At 54.1% G+C, this 20,479-nt stretch carries 23 protein-coding genes and 2 pseudogenes; 9 read left to right on the top strand and 16 right to left on the bottom strand.

Translation table 11 applies throughout. The annotated features are described in order from the left end of the window. Window positions 1-20 precede the first annotated feature (20 nt). The 5 genes from AC6I6L_RS17855 to AC6I6L_RS17835 all read right to left on the bottom strand — a co-directional run bounded on the left by AC6I6L_RS17855 (window position 21) and on the right by AC6I6L_RS17835 (window position 3,418). The gene (locus AC6I6L_RS17855) at window positions 21-893 is read right to left on the bottom strand and encodes an SDR family oxidoreductase (RefSeq protein ID WP_497919208.1); all 873 of its coding nucleotides are present in this window, start codon (window positions 891-893) and stop codon (window positions 21-23) included. A 127-nt stretch (window positions 894-1,020) separates the two neighbouring features. After that, the gene (locus tag AC6I6L_RS17850; protein ID WP_497919117.1) at window positions 1,021-1,548 is read right to left on the bottom strand and encodes an anthrone oxygenase family protein; all 528 of its coding nucleotides are present in this window, start codon (window positions 1,546-1,548) and stop codon (window positions 1,021-1,023) included. Window positions 1,549-1,706: 158 nt separating this feature from the next. Then, a complete protein-coding gene (locus AC6I6L_RS17845; RefSeq protein ID WP_497919116.1) occupies window positions 1,707-2,360 on the bottom strand; it encodes a helix-turn-helix domain-containing protein in 654 nt (217 codons plus the stop codon). Continuing rightward, window positions 2,357-2,701, bottom strand: coding sequence for an avidin-fold protein (locus AC6I6L_RS17840; protein WP_497919115.1), 345 nt, complete (start codon window positions 2,699-2,701; stop codon window positions 2,357-2,359). The genes AC6I6L_RS17845 and AC6I6L_RS17840 overlap by 4 nt, the downstream gene beginning before the upstream one ends. Window positions 2,702-2,794: 93 nt before the next feature. Continuing rightward, complete coding sequence (locus tag AC6I6L_RS17835) at window positions 2,795-3,418, bottom strand: hypothetical protein (protein WP_497919114.1); 624 nt, start codon at window positions 3,416-3,418, stop codon at window positions 2,795-2,797. Between the two features lie 288 nt (window positions 3,419-3,706). On the opposite strand from AC6I6L_RS17835, the gene AC6I6L_RS17830 reads away from it, so the two are divergent. Next, window positions 3,707-4,225: a GbsR/MarR family transcriptional regulator gene (locus AC6I6L_RS17830; RefSeq protein WP_497919113.1), complete on the top strand. Its 519-nt coding sequence runs from the start codon at window positions 3,707-3,709 to the stop codon at window positions 4,223-4,225. Between the two features lie 240 nt (window positions 4,226-4,465). Here the strand turns inward: AC6I6L_RS17830 and AC6I6L_RS17825 are convergent, their stop codons facing one another. Together AC6I6L_RS17825 and AC6I6L_RS17820 are read right to left on the bottom strand one after the other, a co-directional pair. Continuing rightward, window positions 4,466-4,672 carry a hypothetical protein gene (locus tag AC6I6L_RS17825; protein WP_497919112.1) on the bottom strand — a complete coding sequence of 69 codons (207 nt, stop codon included), beginning with the start codon at window positions 4,670-4,672 and terminating at the stop codon, window positions 4,466-4,468. A 189-nt stretch (window positions 4,673-4,861) separates the two neighbouring features. Then, window positions 4,862-6,107: pseudogene (locus tag AC6I6L_RS17820) on the bottom strand (RNA-guided endonuclease InsQ/TnpB family protein). A 214-nt stretch (window positions 6,108-6,321) separates the two neighbouring features. Here AC6I6L_RS17820 and AC6I6L_RS17815 point away from each other — a divergent pair. The 3 genes from AC6I6L_RS17815 (at window position 6,322) to AC6I6L_RS17805 (ending at window position 9,262) form a co-directional block, all read left to right on the top strand. Then, complete coding sequence (locus AC6I6L_RS17815; RefSeq protein ID WP_497919111.1) at window positions 6,322-7,563, top strand: FAD-dependent oxidoreductase; 1,242 nt, start codon at window positions 6,322-6,324, stop codon at window positions 7,561-7,563. 234 nt (window positions 7,564-7,797) lie between these two features. Next, window positions 7,798-8,277 (top strand): helix-turn-helix domain-containing protein, encoded by a 480-nt coding sequence (locus AC6I6L_RS17810; RefSeq protein WP_497919110.1) that lies wholly within the window; start codon window positions 7,798-7,800, stop codon window positions 8,275-8,277. Window positions 8,278-8,344: 67 nt separating this feature from the next. After that, window positions 8,345-9,262 (top strand): DUF3267 domain-containing protein, encoded by a 918-nt coding sequence (locus AC6I6L_RS17805; RefSeq protein WP_497919109.1) that lies wholly within the window; start codon window positions 8,345-8,347, stop codon window positions 9,260-9,262. 281 nt (window positions 9,263-9,543) lie between these two features. Here the strand turns inward: AC6I6L_RS17805 and AC6I6L_RS17800 are convergent, their stop codons facing one another. From AC6I6L_RS17800 to AC6I6L_RS17775, 6 genes are all read right to left on the bottom strand, one after another. Then, the gene (locus tag AC6I6L_RS17800) at window positions 9,544-10,458 is read right to left on the bottom strand and encodes a CPBP family intramembrane glutamic endopeptidase (RefSeq protein WP_497919108.1); all 915 of its coding nucleotides are present in this window, start codon (window positions 10,456-10,458) and stop codon (window positions 9,544-9,546) included. A 201-nt stretch (window positions 10,459-10,659) separates the two neighbouring features. Next, a complete protein-coding gene (locus AC6I6L_RS17795; RefSeq protein WP_497919107.1) occupies window positions 10,660-10,986 on the bottom strand; it encodes a hypothetical protein in 327 nt (108 codons plus the stop codon). 277 nt (window positions 10,987-11,263) lie between these two features. Then, on the bottom strand, window positions 11,264-12,028 hold the full coding sequence (locus AC6I6L_RS17790; RefSeq protein ID WP_497919106.1) for a CPBP family intramembrane glutamic endopeptidase: 765 nt from the start codon (window positions 12,026-12,028) through the stop codon (window positions 11,264-11,266). Next, a complete protein-coding gene (locus AC6I6L_RS17785; protein WP_497919105.1) occupies window positions 12,029-12,691 on the bottom strand; it encodes an SdpI family protein in 663 nt (220 codons plus the stop codon). Window positions 12,692-13,164: 473 nt separating this feature from the next. Next, complete coding sequence (locus AC6I6L_RS17780; RefSeq protein WP_497919104.1) at window positions 13,165-13,350, bottom strand: hypothetical protein; 186 nt, start codon at window positions 13,348-13,350, stop codon at window positions 13,165-13,167. Between the two features lie 112 nt (window positions 13,351-13,462). Continuing rightward, window positions 13,463-13,630, bottom strand: coding sequence for a hypothetical protein (locus AC6I6L_RS17775; RefSeq protein WP_497919103.1), 168 nt, complete (start codon window positions 13,628-13,630; stop codon window positions 13,463-13,465). Window positions 13,631-13,877: 247 nt separating this feature from the next. Between AC6I6L_RS17775 and AC6I6L_RS17770 the strand changes: the two genes are divergently transcribed. From AC6I6L_RS17770 to AC6I6L_RS17755, 4 genes are all read left to right on the top strand, one after another. Continuing rightward, window positions 13,878-14,729, top strand: coding sequence for an ABC transporter permease (locus tag AC6I6L_RS17770; protein ID WP_497919102.1), 852 nt, complete (start codon window positions 13,878-13,880; stop codon window positions 14,727-14,729). Window positions 14,730-14,731: 2 nt separating this feature from the next. Then, window positions 14,732-15,640: an ABC transporter ATP-binding protein gene (locus AC6I6L_RS17765; RefSeq protein ID WP_497919101.1), complete on the top strand. Its 909-nt coding sequence runs from the start codon at window positions 14,732-14,734 to the stop codon at window positions 15,638-15,640. 273 nt (window positions 15,641-15,913) lie between these two features. Continuing rightward, the gene (locus AC6I6L_RS17760) at window positions 15,914-17,308 is read left to right on the top strand and encodes a multicopper oxidase family protein (RefSeq protein ID WP_497919100.1); all 1,395 of its coding nucleotides are present in this window, start codon (window positions 15,914-15,916) and stop codon (window positions 17,306-17,308) included. 1 nt (window position 17,309) lies between these two features. Continuing rightward, window positions 17,310-17,738, top strand: coding sequence for a hypothetical protein (locus AC6I6L_RS17755; protein ID WP_497919099.1), 429 nt, complete (start codon window positions 17,310-17,312; stop codon window positions 17,736-17,738). 118 nt (window positions 17,739-17,856) lie between these two features. On the opposite strand, the gene AC6I6L_RS17750 is transcribed toward AC6I6L_RS17755, so the two are convergent. The 3 genes from AC6I6L_RS17750 to AC6I6L_RS17740 all read right to left on the bottom strand — a co-directional run bounded on the left by AC6I6L_RS17750 (window position 17,857) and on the right by AC6I6L_RS17740 (window position 19,237). Further along, window positions 17,857-18,183, bottom strand: a complete 327-nt coding sequence (locus AC6I6L_RS17750) for a DUF8069 family protein (protein WP_497919207.1) — start codon at window positions 18,181-18,183, stop codon at window positions 17,857-17,859. A 77-nt stretch (window positions 18,184-18,260) separates the two neighbouring features. Next, window positions 18,261-18,695 carry a toxin-antitoxin system TumE family protein gene (locus tag AC6I6L_RS17745; RefSeq protein ID WP_497919098.1) on the bottom strand — a complete coding sequence of 145 codons (435 nt, stop codon included), beginning with the start codon at window positions 18,693-18,695 and terminating at the stop codon, window positions 18,261-18,263. 8 nt (window positions 18,696-18,703) lie between these two features. Continuing rightward, a complete protein-coding gene (locus AC6I6L_RS17740) occupies window positions 18,704-19,237 on the bottom strand; it encodes a DUF7342 family protein (RefSeq protein ID WP_497919097.1) in 534 nt (177 codons plus the stop codon). Between the two features lie 218 nt (window positions 19,238-19,455). Here AC6I6L_RS17740 and AC6I6L_RS17735 point away from each other — a divergent pair. Further along, a pseudogene (locus tag AC6I6L_RS17735) lies at window positions 19,456-20,433 on the top strand (IS1595 family transposase). Window positions 20,434-20,479: the final 46 nt, after the last annotated feature.

The raw sequence follows: 20,479 nt of genomic DNA, 5'->3' as shown, positions 1-20,479 counted from the left end.
TCAGCTGGAAACGGTACTCATCACTCCTGTTTGGCGTCCCGCCGGAGTACCGACTCGTAGTAGGTGCCAAGCCGGTGACTTCCAGTCTCGGGCGCTACGACGTCAGCCGTCATGACGTTCGCGAAGGCGTTACCTAGACCGTAGTAACGGGAGTGGATCGGGCGAACTGCCGCCAGCGCCATCCTCGTGAGACGCTCTGGGAGGTGGATCACCCTTTTCGATTTTTCCAGCGCGTCGAATGCGACCGTTGCGACCTCGTCGTAAGACATCGTCTCAGGCCCGCCGGCGTGAATCGTTTCTTTGTCACTGTCTATCGCATCAACGCACACGGTTGCGAGGTCACTGCCGTGGATCGGGTTCACCCGCGCACGTCCGTCACCAAGAAGGACGACCACCCCTCGCTCGGCCATCCGAAGCACCGCCGTCATGTCTGAAAAATAGCCCGTCGGACGGATGATCACGTGGTCGATCGACTCCGCTTCCAGTTCCGCAACGAGGCGCTCTCGAGGCTCTATCAACTCCCCCCACAGTTTCGGTTCCGCGACAGAAACGAAGATGAATCGGTCTGCGCCAGCGTCCATCGCGAGATCGAGTATTGTGCGGTTGGCCTCGTAGTCGACTGCCCACCGACTGGCGGATTGACGGGTCACCCCGAGCGAGGAGATCACGACGTCGATATCGTCACAGAGTCCCGCGAGCGATCGGGGTTCGGTGGCCGAACCGACAAATAGGTCGTCCACATACGCGTCAACGGCTGGCTCAAGGTGCATGCCAGTGGACGACAGTTTTTCGACCGAACCGGGCCGCGATAGTGCCCGCACCCAGTGACCGCGGTTCGCACATACTTCAACGATATGATGTCCGAGATACCCGGTCGCTCCCGCGACGAGCACGCGTGTCACGGTCAACTCACCACCGTTTGGCCTGACGATACGGGCGTAGCACCGGACCGTGTGAGACGTTTAGGAGATGGACCCGTTCGCGTTAAATGAACGGGATTTGGACTCCTTCGACTGAAAATCATTGTTCTTGTTGCAGGTGAGACCTTGGAACCTGCTGCGAGAGAACAGCCAAACAGCAGAGAGTCACCGTCGCCGAGATCGTCCTGACCAGATTGGCCCAAGTCCACCGGTCGTATGTTGCTTGCCACGTCTCCGGCGGTGCCGCCGGATCCCACATCGCCACAGTCTCGTTCAGCGGGACATTTATTATTCCCGTGACTCCGAAAACCCCAACGAGGTAGACTGCTGCTGCAAGACAGGCGAGCGCCGCGAGCCGTCGCGGCCACCGCAGGATTCCGACGAGTGCCACGAGCGAAACGAGCGCGACCGCTCCGAAGAACGCGACCCCGAACACCGGATTCCGTACGGCGACGTTGATCTGTTGAAACGACTCGACGAACGTTTCCGGGCTCGTCGCCGCGAACGCGGGCATCACGTCGACGGAGAAGGCGAAGAAGAACCCTGCCATGAGCCCGGTCCAGACTGTCGCACACCCGAGGAGCAGATTCTCGAAGGGATTCGACCGAGACGGCGTCTTCTCGCTCACGAATTTCCACCACCCCTGAGGAGGCCAGTGTCATCAGTTCTGGAACCAGCGTTCGAGCCGATTCCGGGCGGTGCAGAATCAAGAAATCGGACGGTCTGAAACACGCTTGACTGTTAGCGGCCACCAGGGGAAGCCGTTGATACTGCTCGTGCAACATTTTATATAGTCTCCTCGTCGAGTGCCGCGGCCGCCAGTCGCTCGACTGCTCGTCGGAGAAGATCGGAATACGCCTGGTGGCTGATTTCGAGTTCGGCCGCCAGCTCGGCCGAACTCGCCTCTCGTGGTGAGGAAAAATACCCACGGTCGTGGGCGAGTGTGACTGCCTCAAGCTGTCTATCGGTGAGTCCGACTCGACCGATCGGTTTGGCATCGTCCTCACGATACAACTTCTCGAGGCGAAACGGGATCTGCCGTTTGGCGCACTTAGCCCGGTACTCCTTCAGCACGGTTCGAGAGGGAACCCGGGCCGTAATGTGGACGGTGTCAACCGCCGTCTCGACCGTCAGGTAAACGATGTCGTATGCCGAGGCGATCGGGTAGGTCAGCGATTGCGTTCCGTCCTCCGAGAGCTGGACACTGTAGTACCTTCGACCCGGCAGTTCCGCCAGGCGAGTGAATCGATCGGCAGTTGGTTCGTCCTCGAGTTCGGCCTCGAATCGATCGTGAGCGTCACCGATCGCCCAGACGAGGAACTTCGACGTTGCGTCCGTCTGCAGGTAGTACTCGTCGAGCTGAAAGCGCATCTGGGGAACTGCCCTTGTCGCGCGGGTCAGTACCTGGGCCTCCTGGGTAAATTCCGCTACGAGGCTCATCGTTTGACTTCTTCGTGCACGGAGGTACCGCTACCGTCCTTTGATTCCCACTCCCATCTATCTTCAACACGTATTCGTCCGTCAGGTAGGATCTCTGCTGTTCCAACAGAATGGCCAGTGGCAGTTTCGCCGGCCGTCGTAATCTGAACGTAGCGAATATTCCATTCTTGCCCATCAAACGTTCCAACTAAATGTCCGTCTACGATCTGCCCGCCACAGTAATGGGCGTAGATATGTTCTCCGGTCTGTTCAAAATGAAAGACGGTGTCCGCGCTTACCTCTCCTTCATCGTTTTCGACTCCGACTAGCTTTTTTCCGTCTAAATTAATGCGTTCTGGCATGATTTAAGTGGATGCGATAGGGTGTTCTGACAATTCCGTTTCGATAGACAGCGTTCCAACACTTGGATTGTGACGTACAAACATAAATTCGCGTCAGTTATCTCCAATTAGATGGTCAACCAAGAGTTTGAGATACAGCACCGTGCCGAACCACTCCAGTCCAGCTGGTGTGATTGTCCAGTATGACGCAAATAGGATCCAGCCCGCGAAGAGGGCGAGAGCTGTTCCTCTTCGAAGATACGAATCCACGCTCAGGATTATCACCGCACTGAATATAAGCCCCAAATAGAGAATTGCGGCTGCTTGCAATGAGAACGCTGGAAAGAGCGCGGCGAAAACGAACGGATGGATATGGACTGCGATGAACTTGAAATGATCCCAGTCCGTCTTGCTCGCTCTATGCCACCACCGGCGCCCGTTGACGGTAGCGTTTGCGGTAACTCCTCCAGCAACGTCGAATGTGATAATCGCAACGGCGACCAGTTGAAGCAGTGACCAGCCAAGATCTGCCCACAAAGCATACCCACAGACGACGACGGTGTAGACTGTCGCAACGGTCAGAGTTAGTGTTTGCTCGGCTGGAGTAGCAGTTGGTCCGACTAATCGGTCCCAATATCCTAATACTCCCGAACGCGGTTCTAGCTGTGAAACAGCATCTCTGGGCTGGTTCTGCCCAGTACCAAACGATTTTCTGTTCATCATATTTTTTGGATTCATTGACCGCAATGGTCGAGCAGCAAATCTGTGCTAAATTCGCTACGTTCGCAATGTAGCGAATATAGGCAATAAGCATTTCGGAAGAGGTGTCGCTGTACTCTATTCGGATAATGTCATAAAAGTCGATCCAGTGCCCCCAGTAGCTGTGACTATTACCTATAATCTTCGATATTTGTCAAATTGGCTTTTGCCTATTCTCTATATGACGTATATTCGATTCATAGAATATATGCCTATTCGCACCAGAGGGAACCATGTGTTCAGTGAACGATCGGATACCGAATTACTATGACCAACAACAGATCTGAAGAATTCGAACAGGTGCAAAGCGAGCTAGCAACCGCTATGGGGAAAGTGACTCAAGTATATGGTTTAAATCAGAGTTATGGACAGATTTTCGGTGTACTCTATTTAGCGCCAGAACCGTATTCACTCGACGAATTAGCCGAGAAAAGCGGATATGCGAAATCAACGGTCAGTTCAGCTATGAAGGTTTTTGAACGATACTATTTGGTATCGCGGCATTCAAAACCTGGTGAAGGCAAGAGGGTGTATTTTTCGGCGCAAACTGATTTTTGGACCGCAATTCGGGAAGTTATTCTCAATGAGGGGAGACGGGAATACCAAATCATGGTTCAAGCAGTTAATTCGGCAGAGGAAACGCTCGAATCAGCGCCTGAAAACGAACGGACAAAGCATGCGCAAAAACGGCTTCAGGAACTTCAACGACTCCTGCAACAAATTGAACATGTGATTTCAATAGTACAGCGTAAGCCTCTGGACCAGTTAGTGCAGAGACTAGAGTGATTTGGCTCTGACTGGCCCTTTGCAAGAATATGAATAATTGGGAAAACAGCCCAGATAGATGTATATTCGGATCATTCACTCGGCTCAGGAGACATCAAATCAGATCTTAGAATGGATTACGCACGATTGCTGCTCACAGGTGAAGCGTGTCATAGAATCCGTTTCTACCCACTATCCGGCGACTTTTCTAGTCTCTGTTTCGCGTATACTCCAATATCTTTGCTCCTCAATTATATAGTCTTAATCAAGATTTGAGGAATCTGATAGTCCTATCCAAAATACAAAGCCCATTGCTACACCGATGGCAACTCCCATTGGTCCCCAAAGTAGAACATCATTAAAGAAGAAGCCAAAAGAAAAGCCGAAGGACATTCCGATTCCGGCACCAAAGGCCATACAAACGCCGAGTAATTCAGTATCGCTTAACTCTTCAGTAAATTCAACCATATCTCTAATTGAGACACAATGGTAATGTTTCTATCTGTTAGCACCTTTTATTCGGGAATAATTTAATAGATACAAAACAACACCATTTCTGACTATTCTTGATGTAAACTGCCCTACCCTACCCTACTTCGCTCACCCCATACGGGGTTCGCTCGTTGAGGGTAGGGCTTTGATGTGGACTCCCAGCAATCAGTCGCCAGCAATAGGCTGGTGACTCTTGCCGTTCAACGTCCCACCATTTACACGCACGTCTACTGGTGCGTCTCCATTCCCCGACTTGGGCGAGGAACGGAGTCTGTGTTTCCGATTTCGGGCATAGCGTAGCCCGATATTCTTCGCTGCATTGTAGTCTGCGTTGACCTCGTAGCCACACTTCTGGCAATGGAAGTGTTCGCCGTCACGGTTCGATTCGTGCGTGAACCCACAGTCCGTTCGAGAACAGCGTTGGGACGTGTGGTTCGGCTCAACTTGCTTCAGGGAGACGCCCTGTTCGGGCGCTTTGTACTCGACATACTCAAACAGGCATCGAAACGCCCAGATGTGGTGCCACTTCGCCTGTGGAAGTCGCTCGCGGATGTCGGTCAAGTTCTCGAACGCGATTACATCGCATCCGTTCTCGGCGGCTTCCGTGACGATCTCGTTGGCAACGGTGTGGATGTACTGTTTCCGCCACGCTTCTTCACGATTTCCGAGGCGAAGAACCGCGTTGTGCGCGGCTTGCGTCCCGCGCTGTTGCATCTCACCACGTCGCTTCTCGAACTCGCGGCACCAGTGATCGTATTCGTCGCCCTGCCAGAACGTGCCGGTCGAAGCTACTGCGAGGCTGTTGACGCCGAGGTCGATACCAAGAACTGTTTGGTGCTGGGCATCTTCCGAAACCTCGGATTCGTCGGTATCGTACTTCCGCGTCGTGATGTGAAAGTAGAACTCGTCAGTCGCCTTGTCGTATTGCAGTGTGCTCGCCCGGAACTCGTAGTCCTCCGAGAGAACGTACCGCTCGTAGGGAGTCGGGCTATCCGCCGGAAGTTCAAACTCGCACTCGACGCGCCCGTTGACGGTCGAGAGGGACACACGGCCGCGGTAGAACGTCGCGCTTCGCTTGTCGTAGACCATGCTCCACGAGGTGAACTCCGGCTGGTTCACGCGCTTGCCCTGTTTCCACCGTTCGACGCACCCTTTCGTCGCTTGGACGGCGCGTCGGATGGCCTCTTGAACGAGGTTCGCAGTGAGATCAGTTTCCTCTCGAAGTTGTCCGTAGAGCGCGTCCCGTGCGGTCGAGTTCGCCGTAACGCAGTTCGTGTAGGAGTCGTCGTCCCAACAAGAACTCGGCGGCACGATTCGCACAGTGAAGGAACTGTCGCGCGGATTCGTGGAGGTCGTCGCGCCGCTCATCGGGAACAACAAGTTTGACCGGCGCGGTTCGACGCACCTCCATGTTTCAGATTACTACCCGATGGTACTTATACACTTGGGAGTCAGGTAGCTACCGTCGTGCGGTTGCGTCGTCCGTTGTCGGTTTCCTCTCCGACCTACTCGCTCGCTGCTCTCGCTCCTTGAGGTCGGAGGCTCCACCTCGATTCATGCTGAATCGACTCTTGTCTACATGTTCATCTGAATCTTGAACCGAGATTGAGTGCTAACACTCATCGATGAATCGACATACCAATCGAAGCGCCAAGCACACGACTGATAAGCCACCGAGGCTCTCAGAGCAGAAAGCACTAATCGTCGGTTGTGGGGTCGCAGGACCGGTGCTTGCAATGTTTCTCCGGCGAATTGGGGTTACACCAATTATTTACGAGGGTAGACCTCAACCACGAGACGAAGCGGGTTTTTTCCTCAATCTGGCGGCGAACGGGACCGACGTACTCGAAACTCTCGGGATTGAAGAACAGGTTCTCGAACACGGCCACCGATCGGAGAAACTAATCTTCCAGAATCACGCGAACAAACAACTTGGTGAAAATCAACAGGAAACCGTACTCATCAAGCGCGGGCACCTCACGAAGGTGCTCCGAGAAGCAGCGCTCGAACGTGCAATTACCATCGAGTTCGGAAAGCGACTCACCGATGTCGAGATCCCACACGAGGACATGGCTATCGCATACTTTGACGATGGAACGGAAGCTCACGGTGATTTTCTCGTCGGTTGTGACGGCATCCACTCCCAAACGCGGAAGTCGACCTTCCCAGACGCACCCGAACCGGAATACACCGGGATAATTGACTCCGGTGCGTTCACGCGAAACGAGTCGGTTCCTCCATCCGACGGAATCATGCGAATGACGTTCGGTCTGAACGGTTTTTTCGGCTACCAGAAAGTCCCGACGGGAGAGATCTACTGGTTCGAGAACCACGAACGATCGCAGGCACCGAGGCGTAGGGAGCTGGACGAAATCTCTCGGATTCAGTGGAAAGACAAACTGCTCAGACTACACGAGCGAGATCACGAGCCAATCGCCAAAATCATTCGCTCGACTGACGGCGACATCGGCAAGTGGCCGGTATACGACCTGCCGTCGCTTCCAGCGTGGCATCGAGACACGGTCTGTTTGATTGGCGACGCGGCTCACGCGACATCTCCACACGTTGGTCAAGGAGCGTCACTGGCGATGGAAGACGCAATTGTACTGGCAAAGTGTCTTCGAGACGTTGGGGGTGTGTCTGATGCCTTCACAGCGTTCGAAGAACTTCGGAGAGAACGAGTGGAAGCGATCGTCGAAATGTCTCGTGAGACGGGAAACCAGAAGGCACCATCGAGCGTGATAACTCGAAAATTCCGTGATCTCATCCTTCCGTTTTTGCTCAAACGGGGAGTCGAACGCTTCGAGCGGATCTACTCGTATCGAGTCGATTGGGACGGTCCGATGGAAGTGGTGAACCAAAACTGAAGTATTCGGCCGCGAGTACGGCAACATGTTCACCCACATCCCCAATAGGGCATCCTTCCAAGGGTGCGTATGCCTCGAGTCCGTCTGAAAGTTGGACCAATGCCGGATATGATGACACTATCCGAGGAGTTTCCGGATATCTCTCTCCGGTTTTTAGCGAACTATCCGAAAGGTGAGGACGTTTGTAGCGTACTGGAAGTTCGAACGGATGAAACAGACCGATTCAAAGACACGATGGAGTACTGGGATACGGAGACCGTAGAGATATTGCACAGTGACGACGAGACGGTAGTCGTCATGTTAGAAGGGGAACCACCCGAGGGATATTTTGTTTCCGAAGACATCGGATATCATCCGACGTCTCCCGTCGTCGCCCGTGACGGCTACCTGTTCATCGAGTTCGTTATGCCAGAATCGAAGATGGGTGACTTGTGGCAGTCTCTGGATGAGCGAAACGTCGATTATGACGTGTTATCGATAACGGAAGGGTACGACGTTGTCGATTCACTCACAGCCCGCCAGCGCGAAATTGTGACCGTTGCTATCGAACGAGGGTATTACGATAACCCGCGTCAGTGTTCGCTCACCGATCTCGCTGATGAACTCGATGTGAATAAATCAGTCATCAGCGGCGTCCTCCACCGAGCGGAAGGGGAGATCATCAAGGACGCAATCGGAGATCCACGAGATTCTGAAATAGCACCTCAAACATGAGCTACGACGCTTTCGGATTTTGTTCACAGGAAGTAGTCCGCGTTTCGTATTCGACCGAAGAGACAAAATGAACGACCGTACCGAGACAGCAATAACCGCAACTGATCGGACTCAACTACTGAACGAATGGCAACTGACCCGCCGCGTAGCCGGTCACTGGCTACTGATATCGACGGGAAGTTTCTTTGTCGCCATCTATGCGTTCGGTTGGATCTTTCACTATTTCACAGGGTATCAACCGGATGTAACCTTCTCTATTGGGAGCGGCCTGGATGGATTACTGACCTTCGGGGCGTTCGCTGCATTGTTGCTCGCGGTAGTCATTCCACACGAACTGATTCACGGTGCAGCAATGACCAGATATGGTGGCACGCCTCGATACGGTACGGGTGTCGCCTATTTTGTTCTCCCGTACGCATATGCAACGAGCGACGAAACGTATACGCGCAACCAGCTGTTGGTTATTCTCCTCTCTCCCCTCGTTCTCATCTCACTCGTGGGTCTCGTGCTGTTGCTTGTCGTTCCGTCGAGTTGGTTACTCATCCCGCTCGCTGCAAACGCGGCTGGTTCTGTCGGCGATATCTGGATAGCGATCTTGTTACTCGATTACTCCCCGAACGTTCGTGTCAAGGAGACGGCCAACGGAGTCGGAATCGGAATCTACGGCTCTGAAACCGATCGACGGACGTATTCGTACGCTTTGCTCCTCTGGAACGCCGTTCTGGGATCGATCGTAGTGTTCGGAACACTCATGGGTGGTATTCTTCTCGCGCTCCTCGGTGCGCTCGTGTTTGGGCTCGATTCACTGACAATCGGTGACCCCGACACGTGGTGGCATATGCTCGATTACCACCGCGATCCTGGTGGAAGCGGTGCAAGCTTCGGAGTCGGGATTCAATTACTCGGTGCTCTTAGCCTAATCGGCGGCGGAAGCTATGCACTGCTGACCACTGTTCGTGAGCGCTATCGAAAACGAATCCGTTAACCGATATTGGTCGGAAACTACTTCCGTCACATACTGCCTGCAACTTCCTATTTGAGAAGGATCGATATACCGGTTTATTTCCCTCCGAATGGTAAATAGAAAAATTTGCAGGACTTTCGTTTCAACCCTCTTCTCGTGAATTGTCCGGTAAGTAGATGTGCTTAGTGAACGCAGGCCGGTTTATCAAGAGTCATAGATATTCGGATTTCCGGTCAAGCATCTAATATCACTCAACTGAGATTGATGACGATCCGGGAGTCTATCACAGTGAGTGAGTATACCTATGGGTTCTGACTGCCGCCTGAAGTGACGGCCGGCTGCGTTTTGAGGGTCGGGTGCGGGAGATCATCCCTTCTTGACAGGGTTTTCACACCATAGATTATGGCGACGAGTACGACGAAGGCCCACAGGGTACCGGCGTAGAATAATATATCTGTCCGGAGTGTTCCCTCGAAGGTCTGCAGGGTGAAGTTAGTCCAAGAGTGTAGCAGGATGCTTGCAAGGATACTCCCTCCGGTGCCGTTGTGTATCCAAGTGAATGCGACGGAGAGTGCGACGACGCCGACCATGAACAGCCAGAATTCTATTGTCAAGAATCCAACAGCGTCGTGCTGGTTTGTCCCTTCAATAAGAAAGAGTGGGAGGTGCCAGGCAGCCCAGAACACTCCCAGAACCAGCCCGGCAGCTAACGCGGTCCGTGTTCGTTGGAGTTGATCCAGTGCATAGCCACGCCAGCCTAACTCTTCGAGAACCGGTGGTAATGTCGAAAAGAGCAGTGTTGGGAGAAATGCAGCTGGATTAGATGTCAGCTGTGATACCCAATCGGCCACAAAGTAGCCAGTACCGCCCAGCAGTATATCGATACCTGCTGCAATGGCGAATAGTATCGGCGCGTATAAGAAGACCGCAAGATACCACTGAATGCCGATCCGGCGGATATTCGTGACACGGTCCCAGAAGTCCTTCTGGGCGCTTTCGGTATACAGCAACTTCATGAGTGCAACACCAGTGATGCCTGGCCCGAGGAGCCCCAGGAGGAGGAGCAGGAGCCCGAGAGCGTTATCAAACGCGAGGTCTAAGATAATCGCTGGTATCCAGAACGCCCATGTGAAAGCGAACGTAATTGCAAAGAATATCCAGGGATTCGACAATCGAATATTAGTGTTCCCAATCGTCCGCTCAACGGTTTTTTCCATCAGCGACTTTTTAGCATGAGCGCACTTAACTTAGTGGAAAAGGTAATCAATTCACTGGTTGCTGTCACAAATAGGTTGTTACATAGAGCGGCCATATCCGCACGTCGATGATGAATGTGGGAGACGAGTAATGAGTAGGAAGATGGCGTATATCGCCTTCGTACGGTTAGTACCGACCCAGAGACTCATCTCTGTAAAATACTACTCGCTTACTATCACCGGAGCTAGCATCGCACCGAGAACTCCAGCGGCGATCGTGACCACGAACCGAACTCCCATCATCAGATCGAGTGCACCGAAGGTGAGTCCGATTATGGCGACGAGTAGACCAACGGCGAATCCGTGAACAATGGCTACTTTACGTTCAGTTTTGTTGGCGACCCACGCCGCGGCTGGTATCGTCAGCAGAATCGTCACGAGGGGGAATAGCTGCGTTCCGACTACCGTGTTGAATTGGTCCAGTGATCCTTGGTCGGGTTCGCCACCAGTCCCGAACGCAAGGAGGAACGTATAGGCGACGATCGCCACGATCAACAGGCCTAGTGAGAGAACGTGGGGTACGGTGCCGCCGATTACGATCCGTCTCCACTGCATGTCTGATAATTCCGTCATCAGATAGGTAACGGTCGCGCTGACGGTTGAGAATTGACGACCACATGTTCACTTCGGAGCTGTGAGCCGTTGCTGGACAAGGGTTGGGGATCTTCTACAGGCGGAGCAGGCCGAATGCCTCGGGGCTTGACCCCGAGGCGGTTCACGTAACAAGCACGTCCTGCTCCCCACGATTGGATAGTTTCGAAGACACCTATATGAGAATCCACGCCGCCAGTAACGTGGCAGTCATGATGATACCGTTTACGATATTGTGGGCAACGATTGGCGCAACTAGGCTCTCCGTCTCGTAGTATGCGATCGCGTAGTAGATTCCGAGGACGAACGCGAGCGCGAGCTGTGGGATCTGTAGGTGATAGATTCCCAGTGGAAACACCGTGAACCCGACGTGAGCGACGGTGAAAATCACTGCCGCGATGAGCCCTGATAGTGGGAGTACGTGGCCGAATACGGTGAACGTTCGATCGAAATACTGGGTCAGGTACGTTTGAATAAATCCTCGGAACAGGATTTCCTCGGAGACGCCCGAAACGACTCCCATGAAGACCAGTATCCCGACTACGTTCACGACGGTAAGTTCGTACTCGAATTCCGGCGGTGTATCAGTCAGCACGGGGACAAGCAACTCACCGAGAAACAGGAACAGGACCAGAACCGGAAAGAAGCCCTGAGTAAGCAGCTGCTTCGACTCGCCCAGATTCTTCGTGTTCAGGCCCCACGACCGCCAGTCACGGCCGCTGAGATACCAGAGACAACCGAGTGCGAAACACAGTTGCACGACGTGGTGGTCAATCGCGCCGATCCACTGAACCATCCTCAGATCGCTACCGAGCGGTAGGTACGCTCGGAGTCGTACCACGTCCGTGAGCCACTGGCTGAGATAGTAGAGAGAAACCGCGACGACGACGGCGAGCAGTTGTGAGCTCCGAAGTGGAAGGCGCGGACGAGTCGTGGACATTCAGGTACCCTCGGCATCGACTTCACGTTCGACCCGTTCGTACAGGTAATAAGAGTACACAACCGTCACGACCGCGGTCAGGAGCGCCGGAACGAGCAAGAAGTAGATCGCCCACTCACCGAACAAAAGCCCGACGAGCGCCAGGATCGCCGTGAATTTGAACAGCCGTCCGCCGAGTTTGTTGGTTCGGTCCCACACTTCGTCGCTACTGAGCGTCCACGGAGTTCGAATCCCGATGAACCAGTTCCGTTTGGCTTTTGTCAGAATGACTCCGGTATAGTAGAACAGGAGCGCTACTCCGGCGATCAACAGGTGTACGAAGGGAAACTCGTACCCGAGGTTGAAAGCGAGAATCCCCGCGTGAACGAGAAAGAGGTAGGCGGTGAGGACGACGACGAACCAGTCGTAATACCGGCGGAAAATAGCAATGTTCTCTCGGAGCGGGTCGATCCGCGGAAGCACGGCGAATAGTCCGATAAGGACAGCCATGAACGCAGGCGGAAGCCACAGCGCCTGTTCTTTCGGCATGGTACCACTCGGCTCGCCGGCGGCGTCCCAGTTCGTAACGAGTTGTTCGGGTACCGAGTCCCCGACAAGAGAACTCAAGAGTACTGCGAGTACTGCTATTCCACCTGCTATTGCGAGCCTGTGCACTGTCTTCATACGCCAGCGTTCTCACTACAGCGTATCAATGTTCACCACTTCTCAATTCACATGAGCCGGAGGACCACACTCCCAATGACGGTGATGTGACCAAAGACACGGAAGAATATGCGAACGGTCCTTGGAGTCAGTCACCCGGATCCGCGCAGATAATCGTTTTTCCTATCAGCAGTTAGTAGTATCATTTCTTTATTTAGAGTTAGCCGTGAAACTCACGTTCAGTATAGACAGTGCACTTATCACTTGACAACTGTACTGCCAATTATGGAAATCTCCTCTGACCGCCGCCTCTTTGCAATGTGTCTCCTTGCTGCCGTCTCAGGATTCCTTATTTGGATTTTTGCTTTTCAAGATTCAGGTGGCTTTTCGATGATTGGTATCGCAGTACTCATATTCGTTGTTCTGATGTTCATTGATGGCTATCAAAGTTCTACATAAGCACCTGTTGTTATCGCCTAGTACAAGATGGACACCTACTGTTCAACAGAGGTCTGTTTGGGTTCGAAGTATTGGCTTATGCCTCCGAAAATGATACCCATCACCGCTCCGATTTGAATCCCCCTGTTCAGATTTCCATCAGTGAGCAAACTCAAGAGAATCGGAACACTGAATGCGACAACAAAGAACATACCTGCTCTGGTAAACTTGTTTTCAAGCATAAGAATAGCCCTACCATCAGTTGTTAAATGCCTTTTGAAATTTTCTCTATTCTGTAGTATAATCCACTCTGTACACACTTGTAGTTACTGTTCAGTAATGAGGGCACAGATGTCAAGACCATGTGTCCGAAAACAGTGCAGTCAGGACAACAGACGTGCCCACAGCACCGAATAATAATCCCACAAGCGGATACGGAAAGACTCCTTCAAAGAATACTACGAGAAATAATCCGACGAGCGTCAACTGCACACCAAGAAGTTCTACCTCCGACTTCTCCATACCGGCGCTTCTCTATCGTCCGACAAAACAGTTCGCACTATACGCATCCGTAGTTACCGAATCTCCCGATTCATTTTCAGGAGAAGTTCTGAATAAATAAAACGTGCTACTATGTACTGCTATAGTAACAACTGAAACGATTTACATACTGATCGCCAATTCATCTGGTGATCAGGTGTACAACGACGTGCAGTGGCTACTATATCTGATGTTCAGAGCTGAGTTCTATGGCTACATGTTCACCACAATGGTGAGACTCATTGGTGAGCGACCTTCTCTTGTGTATCCCAATCCAACCACTGTACGATGGACGCACCAAGTCGGTGCATTCACGCAACGGTATCTTCGGAGCCTCTCCCGGAGCAAACTCATACTCGCTCTCGCAATCGCCTGGCCAGTTGCGTGGTACCTCCTCACGATGGAGTTTTTCATTCCACCGGAAGAACAGGTCGGGGCAATCAAGGCAAACAACGCGATTTCGTTCGGTCTCTTTGGCGCGTTTACCGTCACCGTCGCGGTCTTTGCGGGGGCGTTCGCGGGAGATCTCGAATCCGGTCGCTTCCGCATGTTTCGATCGCTTCCAATCTCGCCGACTGCGGATCTGACCGGTCGATTTCTCGCTGGACTGGCGATCGCGGTCCCGTCATTTCTCGTGACGATCGGTGCGGGATACGTCCACGGCGCAACCTACAGTCCTCGCGGAATTCTTGCGATTCCAGTCGCATTCCTGACGCTCCTCGTGTTCTGTCTCATTGCGATGGCGCTTTCGATGGGACTTGCACTGCTCATCACGAAGCCGGAGTACATCACGACGCTCGCGGTCGTCATCGTCATCATGTCTTTCTTCCTCACGGGATTCAACGGTGTCCAGCCGGCGATGCTGTCCGAAAATCAAGCGCTCGTCAACTACGTACCGAACGCGCTCGCGGCTCGCGTTCAGATTTTCTACCTGACCGACGCTGACTTCGCTCACTGGGGGTTGACACCACCAACGATGCCTGATGGAATCGAACATTTAGGACTGCTTGTCGGATACGGCCTTGTACTGCTCGTCGCGTCCGTCGTCGTTATTCAGCGGGTTGCCTATCGGAGGGAGTGAAAATGACTGTACTCGAAGCCACAAACGTACACAAGCGATTCGGTGATGAACAGGTTCTCCGGGGAGTCGATATGCTCGTCGAAGAGGGAGAAATTGTCCTCCTAATGGGCCCGAACGGCGTCGGAAAGTCGGTCTTCATGTCTTGTCTCGCGGGGAGTTCCCGGATAACGGATGGGCGTATCACGCTGTTCGACTCGTACGATCCCGTCGAAGCGCAGTCAATGATGAGCGTGATGAAACAGGGTGAAATGACCGATCCGGATCTCACCGGTCGTGAGAACATCGAGTTCTACCGTCGCCTCCATCCGCGCGGGACCGGTGACGTCGAACGTATACTCGAACGACTCGAAATGGAAGACGACGCCGATCGCCTCGTTCGGACGTACTCCGGCGGGATGAAACGGAAGATCGAAGTCGCGATCGCGCTGTCGGTGGACGTTCCGTTGTATCTTCTCGACGAACCTGTCGCAGAACTCGATCTATCGATGATTCGGGTGTTGCATGACATGATTCTCGAACGTCGAGAGGCCGGAGCGACATTCCTCATCACCAGCCACACGCCACTCGATGCGCAGATCGCCGATCGTATCGCCTTCGTTCAGAACGGACGCATTGTCAAAAGTAGCGCACCCGACGCGCTACTCGAAACGCTTCCATCCGTCCTTCGGGTTCGCGGTGGCGTGCCACCCGAAGAGTTACTCGTTGGTGGACGTGCGTTCCACCGCGGTGACGAAGTTCGTGGGTTCCTCCCGGAGGGAACCTCGCTCAATGACGCGAAGAACGCACTGGACGCGAGTTACGAGCACGCACTCGTTGAAATCGATCGACCATCCTATACAGATATGTTCAACTATTACACCTACCTCGAATCGTCGACAGCGGAGGGCATTCCGTCCGTCGTCGAACAATAGCTGGCTGCCACTCGCAGAGCCAACCGCCGCGAACCCACACCGGGTTCCGTTTTCTGGTCAAGAGCAACATGTTCACCAGCATCTTGAACGGAATCTGAGTCCAGATCCGAGTATCGCATGGAATTCACCCGTAGACGGTTGACGAAGCTCGGATTGACGGCTGGGGCAGGAGTCGTCCTCCCAGTCGGTGCCCTCTCGCGTCCCGTTGCACGCCTTCTTGAAGCGAGTCGAGTTGCAAGTCCTGAAATCGAACGATTCGAGGTATCACTTCCCGTGCCACCGACGGCGGAACCGGTCCGTTCCGATGAAACGACCGACTATTACGAAATCACACAGCGGGAGGAAACGGTCGAAATTCTCCCCGGATACGAAACGACGATCTGGGGGTATGACGGACTCTTTCCCGGTCCAACGATCGAAGCACGAAGCGGACGCGAGGTCGTGATCGAACAACAAAACGAGTTACCCGTTCCAGTCGCTGTCCACCTCCACGGGGGTGTCACACCTCCTGAGAGCGATGGATACCCGACGGACCTTCTCTTTCCGCCGGACCTCGATCATGATGAACTGCCCGGTCATCACACTGCCGGAACCGTTGACGGGGTTTCTCACGGAACTAAAGAGTACACGTACCCGAACGAACAGCGGGCAGCGACGCTCTGGTACCACGACCACCGGATGGATTTCACCGGACCACAGGTGTACAAGGGCCTCGCAGGCTTCTACATCATCCGCGACGAAATCGAAGACGACCTTCCGCTCCCGTCGGGTGAAAAAGAGATTCCACTCCTGATTTGTGATCGAACCTTCCGAGAGGACGGCGAACTGTATTATCCCTCGCTCGACCCGTCGCTTCTCGGCGAGCACGGAGTCCTGCCAACTGCGAGTGACGGCTGGTACGGCGATACGATACTCGTAAATGGGGCACCGTGGCCGAAACTAGAAGTCTCGAACACGAAGTACCGTTTCCGAATGCTCAACGGATCGAACGCGCGGGTGTACGACCTCGAACTCGATCCAGCACCAGCCGATGGCAGTGCGTTCGTACAGATCGGAAGCGATGGTGGTCTGCTTGAGACATCGCTCTCACACGATCGGATTCGTATTTCACCAGCAGAGCGATTCGACGTCGTCATCGATTTCTCGAACTATTCGATCGGGACAGAAGTGACACTCACGAACCGGCGCGGGTCGGGAAAGACGGCCGATGTCATGCAGTTCGAGGTGACCCACGAGGAATCCGATGAAAGTGAAATCCCATCGACGCTTACCCCTCCACTAGAGTTCCCTGATCCCGACGATGCTGTTGAAACTCGACGGTTCAATTTCCTCGCCGGGATGGAGGGAGGAATGTCGACGATCAACCTCCAGTCGTTCGACCCGGAGCGGATCGACGCTAACCCGAAACTCGACACGGTAGAAATCTGGGAGCTCGATAGCGACCCTGCCCATCCTGTTCATCTGCATCTGGTTCACTTCAAAGTCCTCTCGCGGAATGGCGGCCCACCGGGGCTGTACGATGCGGGGTGGAAAGATACGGTGTTTTTAGATGGAGATACCGTCGAGGTCGTCGCCCGATTTGGTCCGTATCGTGGAAAGTACGTCTTCCACTGTCACAACCTCGAACATGAGGACATGATGATGATGGCGAACTTCGAGGTGGTCTGACGTGAGTCTGGATCCCCAATCGAAGTCGGAGAGATCACTGTTTGACTCTCTTATTGGTGAGTCGGTTACTCATCTGCAATATCTCACGGCTGGTCTTGCATTCGTGGTAGAACTGCTCTATCTCTGGGTAGCAGCGGAGGCGCTGTTATTCTGGCCAGTGCACGGGGCGTTCTTTGCGGCACTTGCTATTGGACAGGGACTGTTGGGTGTCAGCCTCTTATTCGACCCTGGCCGGTGGACTTTCAGACTGGGAGTTCTACTCAACGCCGGACTTCTCGTGTTCTGGATAACAATCCGCGTTGTTGAGACTGTGTTCCCAGTATGGATTATTGCTGTCCGAACCCCTATTGATGGGCTCGAATACATTGTAATGACATTAGTATTTACATTGTTATTGTCCTTAATGTGGATGTGGAGAAGGGCCAGATAACCTGATGCAGATAGCCTCTCTTTATCGATCGGGTCCGGTAAAAACCAGTCGAGTCGATCGGCCTTTCCACGTCGTATAACAGTACTTGCTATCGATTTGTTAATTTCAATCGAATCGGTCAACTCTGCCAGCGTACACTCTCGAGTCCCTGAGCTTCAGGAGTTTTAGCCAACTTTTTGCGGATCCACTCTCGGACTTGTTGGTTAAACCAGTTGACCCTTTTGTAGGACTGCAGAACCTCAGAAGGGTCGTGGACGAGCACGCGCTTTTCAGCGATTGGGATGACGATACCCGCGTCGACGAGCTCATTGACCAGGTTATGGGACTCCGAATCGTCCATGTCCGCCGTCCCAACGCGGGCAGCGTCTTGATCTTGGGCGGGGAGTTCGGCCTCGAACTGTTCGTAGTCGGCACTCGTGTCGTCGTGAGGATTGGAATCAGGCAGAGTTGAGTTACGTCGCGCACGTTATCGCGCGCTGCACGCCTTTTGGCGCGGACAAACCTCACGCGAGACCGCGGTCCCTACTCGCTCCACAGGGCGGTGATTCGGTCTTCGATCTCGTCGAGGACGAGCGCAACGACGTCACGATGGTCGTCTGGCCACGATACGTCCTCGCCGGGCGTCGGGGCGGTGGGCGGGGGATGGAAGTGGTCCCGTGTATTGTGCGGATTCGGGTGCCGGTCCCACTGGCACTCCCAGGCGTGGTCCGAGTACTGCTCTCGATAGTGGAGTTTGAAGTCGTCGTTCGTGTACCAACGGACCGTCAACTGCACCTCGTCGACGGCTGCTGGGTAGTATGACGGGGCAAAGACGACGTGGAGTTCCAGATGACCGCTGGCGTCCGTGATGGTCGCTCGGGAGACCTGCCTCGTCGCTTGGAGCCGCGTCTGGAGGAACTCGAGGATGGGACGATCGATGGGGACAGGGCTCCCGCCATCGCCTGTCGGTGGCACCATCGAGCGGGTTACCCGGACGCCCGTTCGCGCTCGCCACCCGTGCGTTGCTGGCGCGCACGTTCGTAGCGGTCACGCTCCTCGCAGGCGGTCGCCCAGTCGGTGAGGTCGCTGTACACGTCGTCGATGGTTCGCTCGTCGCTGTCCTCCACGGCGGCGATGGCGTCGACGGCGGCCGGTGACGCGGCGTCGTACGTCGCCTCGTACTCGGTGATGCGCGTCGTCAGCTCACGAACGCGATCCTGCAGGTCCTCGACGGAATGGTCGGCTGCGAGCTGGTTGATGCGTCGCCACTCAAAATACGCGTCATTCCGTTCGTAGGTGGCCGGATGGCCATCGTGTCGAGTGACGATACCCAAATCGTCGAACCAGCCGAGGTACTTCCGAGCGGTCTTGGGATCACAGTCGACGCTGTCGGCGATAGCGCTCGCCGTCGCTGGTTCCCGGGTCTGGAGGATGGTTCCATAGATACGCTGTTCGACGTCGTCCCCACTAAACGGGTCATCGAAAGAGGGGGGACCGTCCGTGGACACTGTGTCGGGCATACGTGTTCTTGTGAGGCTACGGATATAGTTCTTACTCAGAGGAATAATTTCCTGACCAAAGTGGTGCACTGGGTGCCTGCTGGTTGGCTTCGAGAGGAGTACTACATTAACCAACAACAGGCCCGGACTCGGGTATTTGTTGGTTAACTTACGTCGCTCCTATTCAAAAGCGAGGAACGCCCCCGTAGTTACGGTGAACGGCGTGATATCTGCAGAATATGTCCCTGTCACAGCCGGCGCTTGGACGGATGCTTTGCCAGCTCGTCGATTTCGGCGTGATCAAACTTGGGACCGAGCCGCTCGATGCAAACATCGAGCGGCGACTCAAGAAGTTTTGGGAGCAAACAACCTGTCCGAGCTGTGATCATCCGAGCATCCAAACGTGGGAGTCGTCCGATCGCGTAGTTTGTCGAAGCTGCGGTTTCAAGCCGGTCTATACCTATGGAACGCCATTTCACGAGAAGCACCTCACCGGAGGAGAGGTGCTTCTCGCGTTCGTTCTCTATGCAGACACGTTGCTGCGTATTTCACAGATCGCCGTCTTGCTTGATCGAGCGTACGGAACCGTCTGCTACGCGATTCGAGAGGTGGAAACCGCAATACACAACGGGTTTCCAACCGTGTGGGAACGCTTTCAGCACGGAATCGACGGGTCAACTCAAGTCGACGAATCGAGTTCAGTTTGTTCAGGCTACGAAGGACAAGATCCGCCGCGTGACAGCTGTCATCGCGACGGATCGTCCCGGACAGGCAGATCTCGCTGGAAAGGACGTCACGGCGATCAACTAACGCTCGTCGCGGCCTGCCGCGACGTGTTACGAGTTATTCGCGGCCAGCTTGGCATTCAATATGAGACGGACTTAGAACCGGTAATGCTGGAGGTTGAAGACCTCTCCTAGCCGCTGGGAGAGGTCTGGACTGACGGTCTTCAAGCGTACCGATGAATGGAGTTCGACCACAAAATCGTCGTTCACGATGAGACGTACATTTCGCCCGAGGGTGCCCATATTAACCAGATTGGGTGTCTGTTTTCGTTGGTCAAACCGTGGCTGCGAAAGTTTCGCGGCCTGTCCAAGCAGGGCTTGGAACAGGCTGCTCATACCTTCGGTATCGTTCGATCATTCAACCTCGTCGGCGCACCCCTCGAAATTCTCGTCGACAGCCTCGCTATGGGGTCATTCCTGAGCTTTGAATAAGAGCGTAATGGTTCGTATCACCGTGTGTCGGCTTCATCTTCGGGGT

The organism is Halosolutus sp. DAT137, from assembly GCF_059736405.1.
Note: the sequence above shows the minus strand (reverse complement) of the source record. Positions and strands in the feature narration are given on the sequence as shown.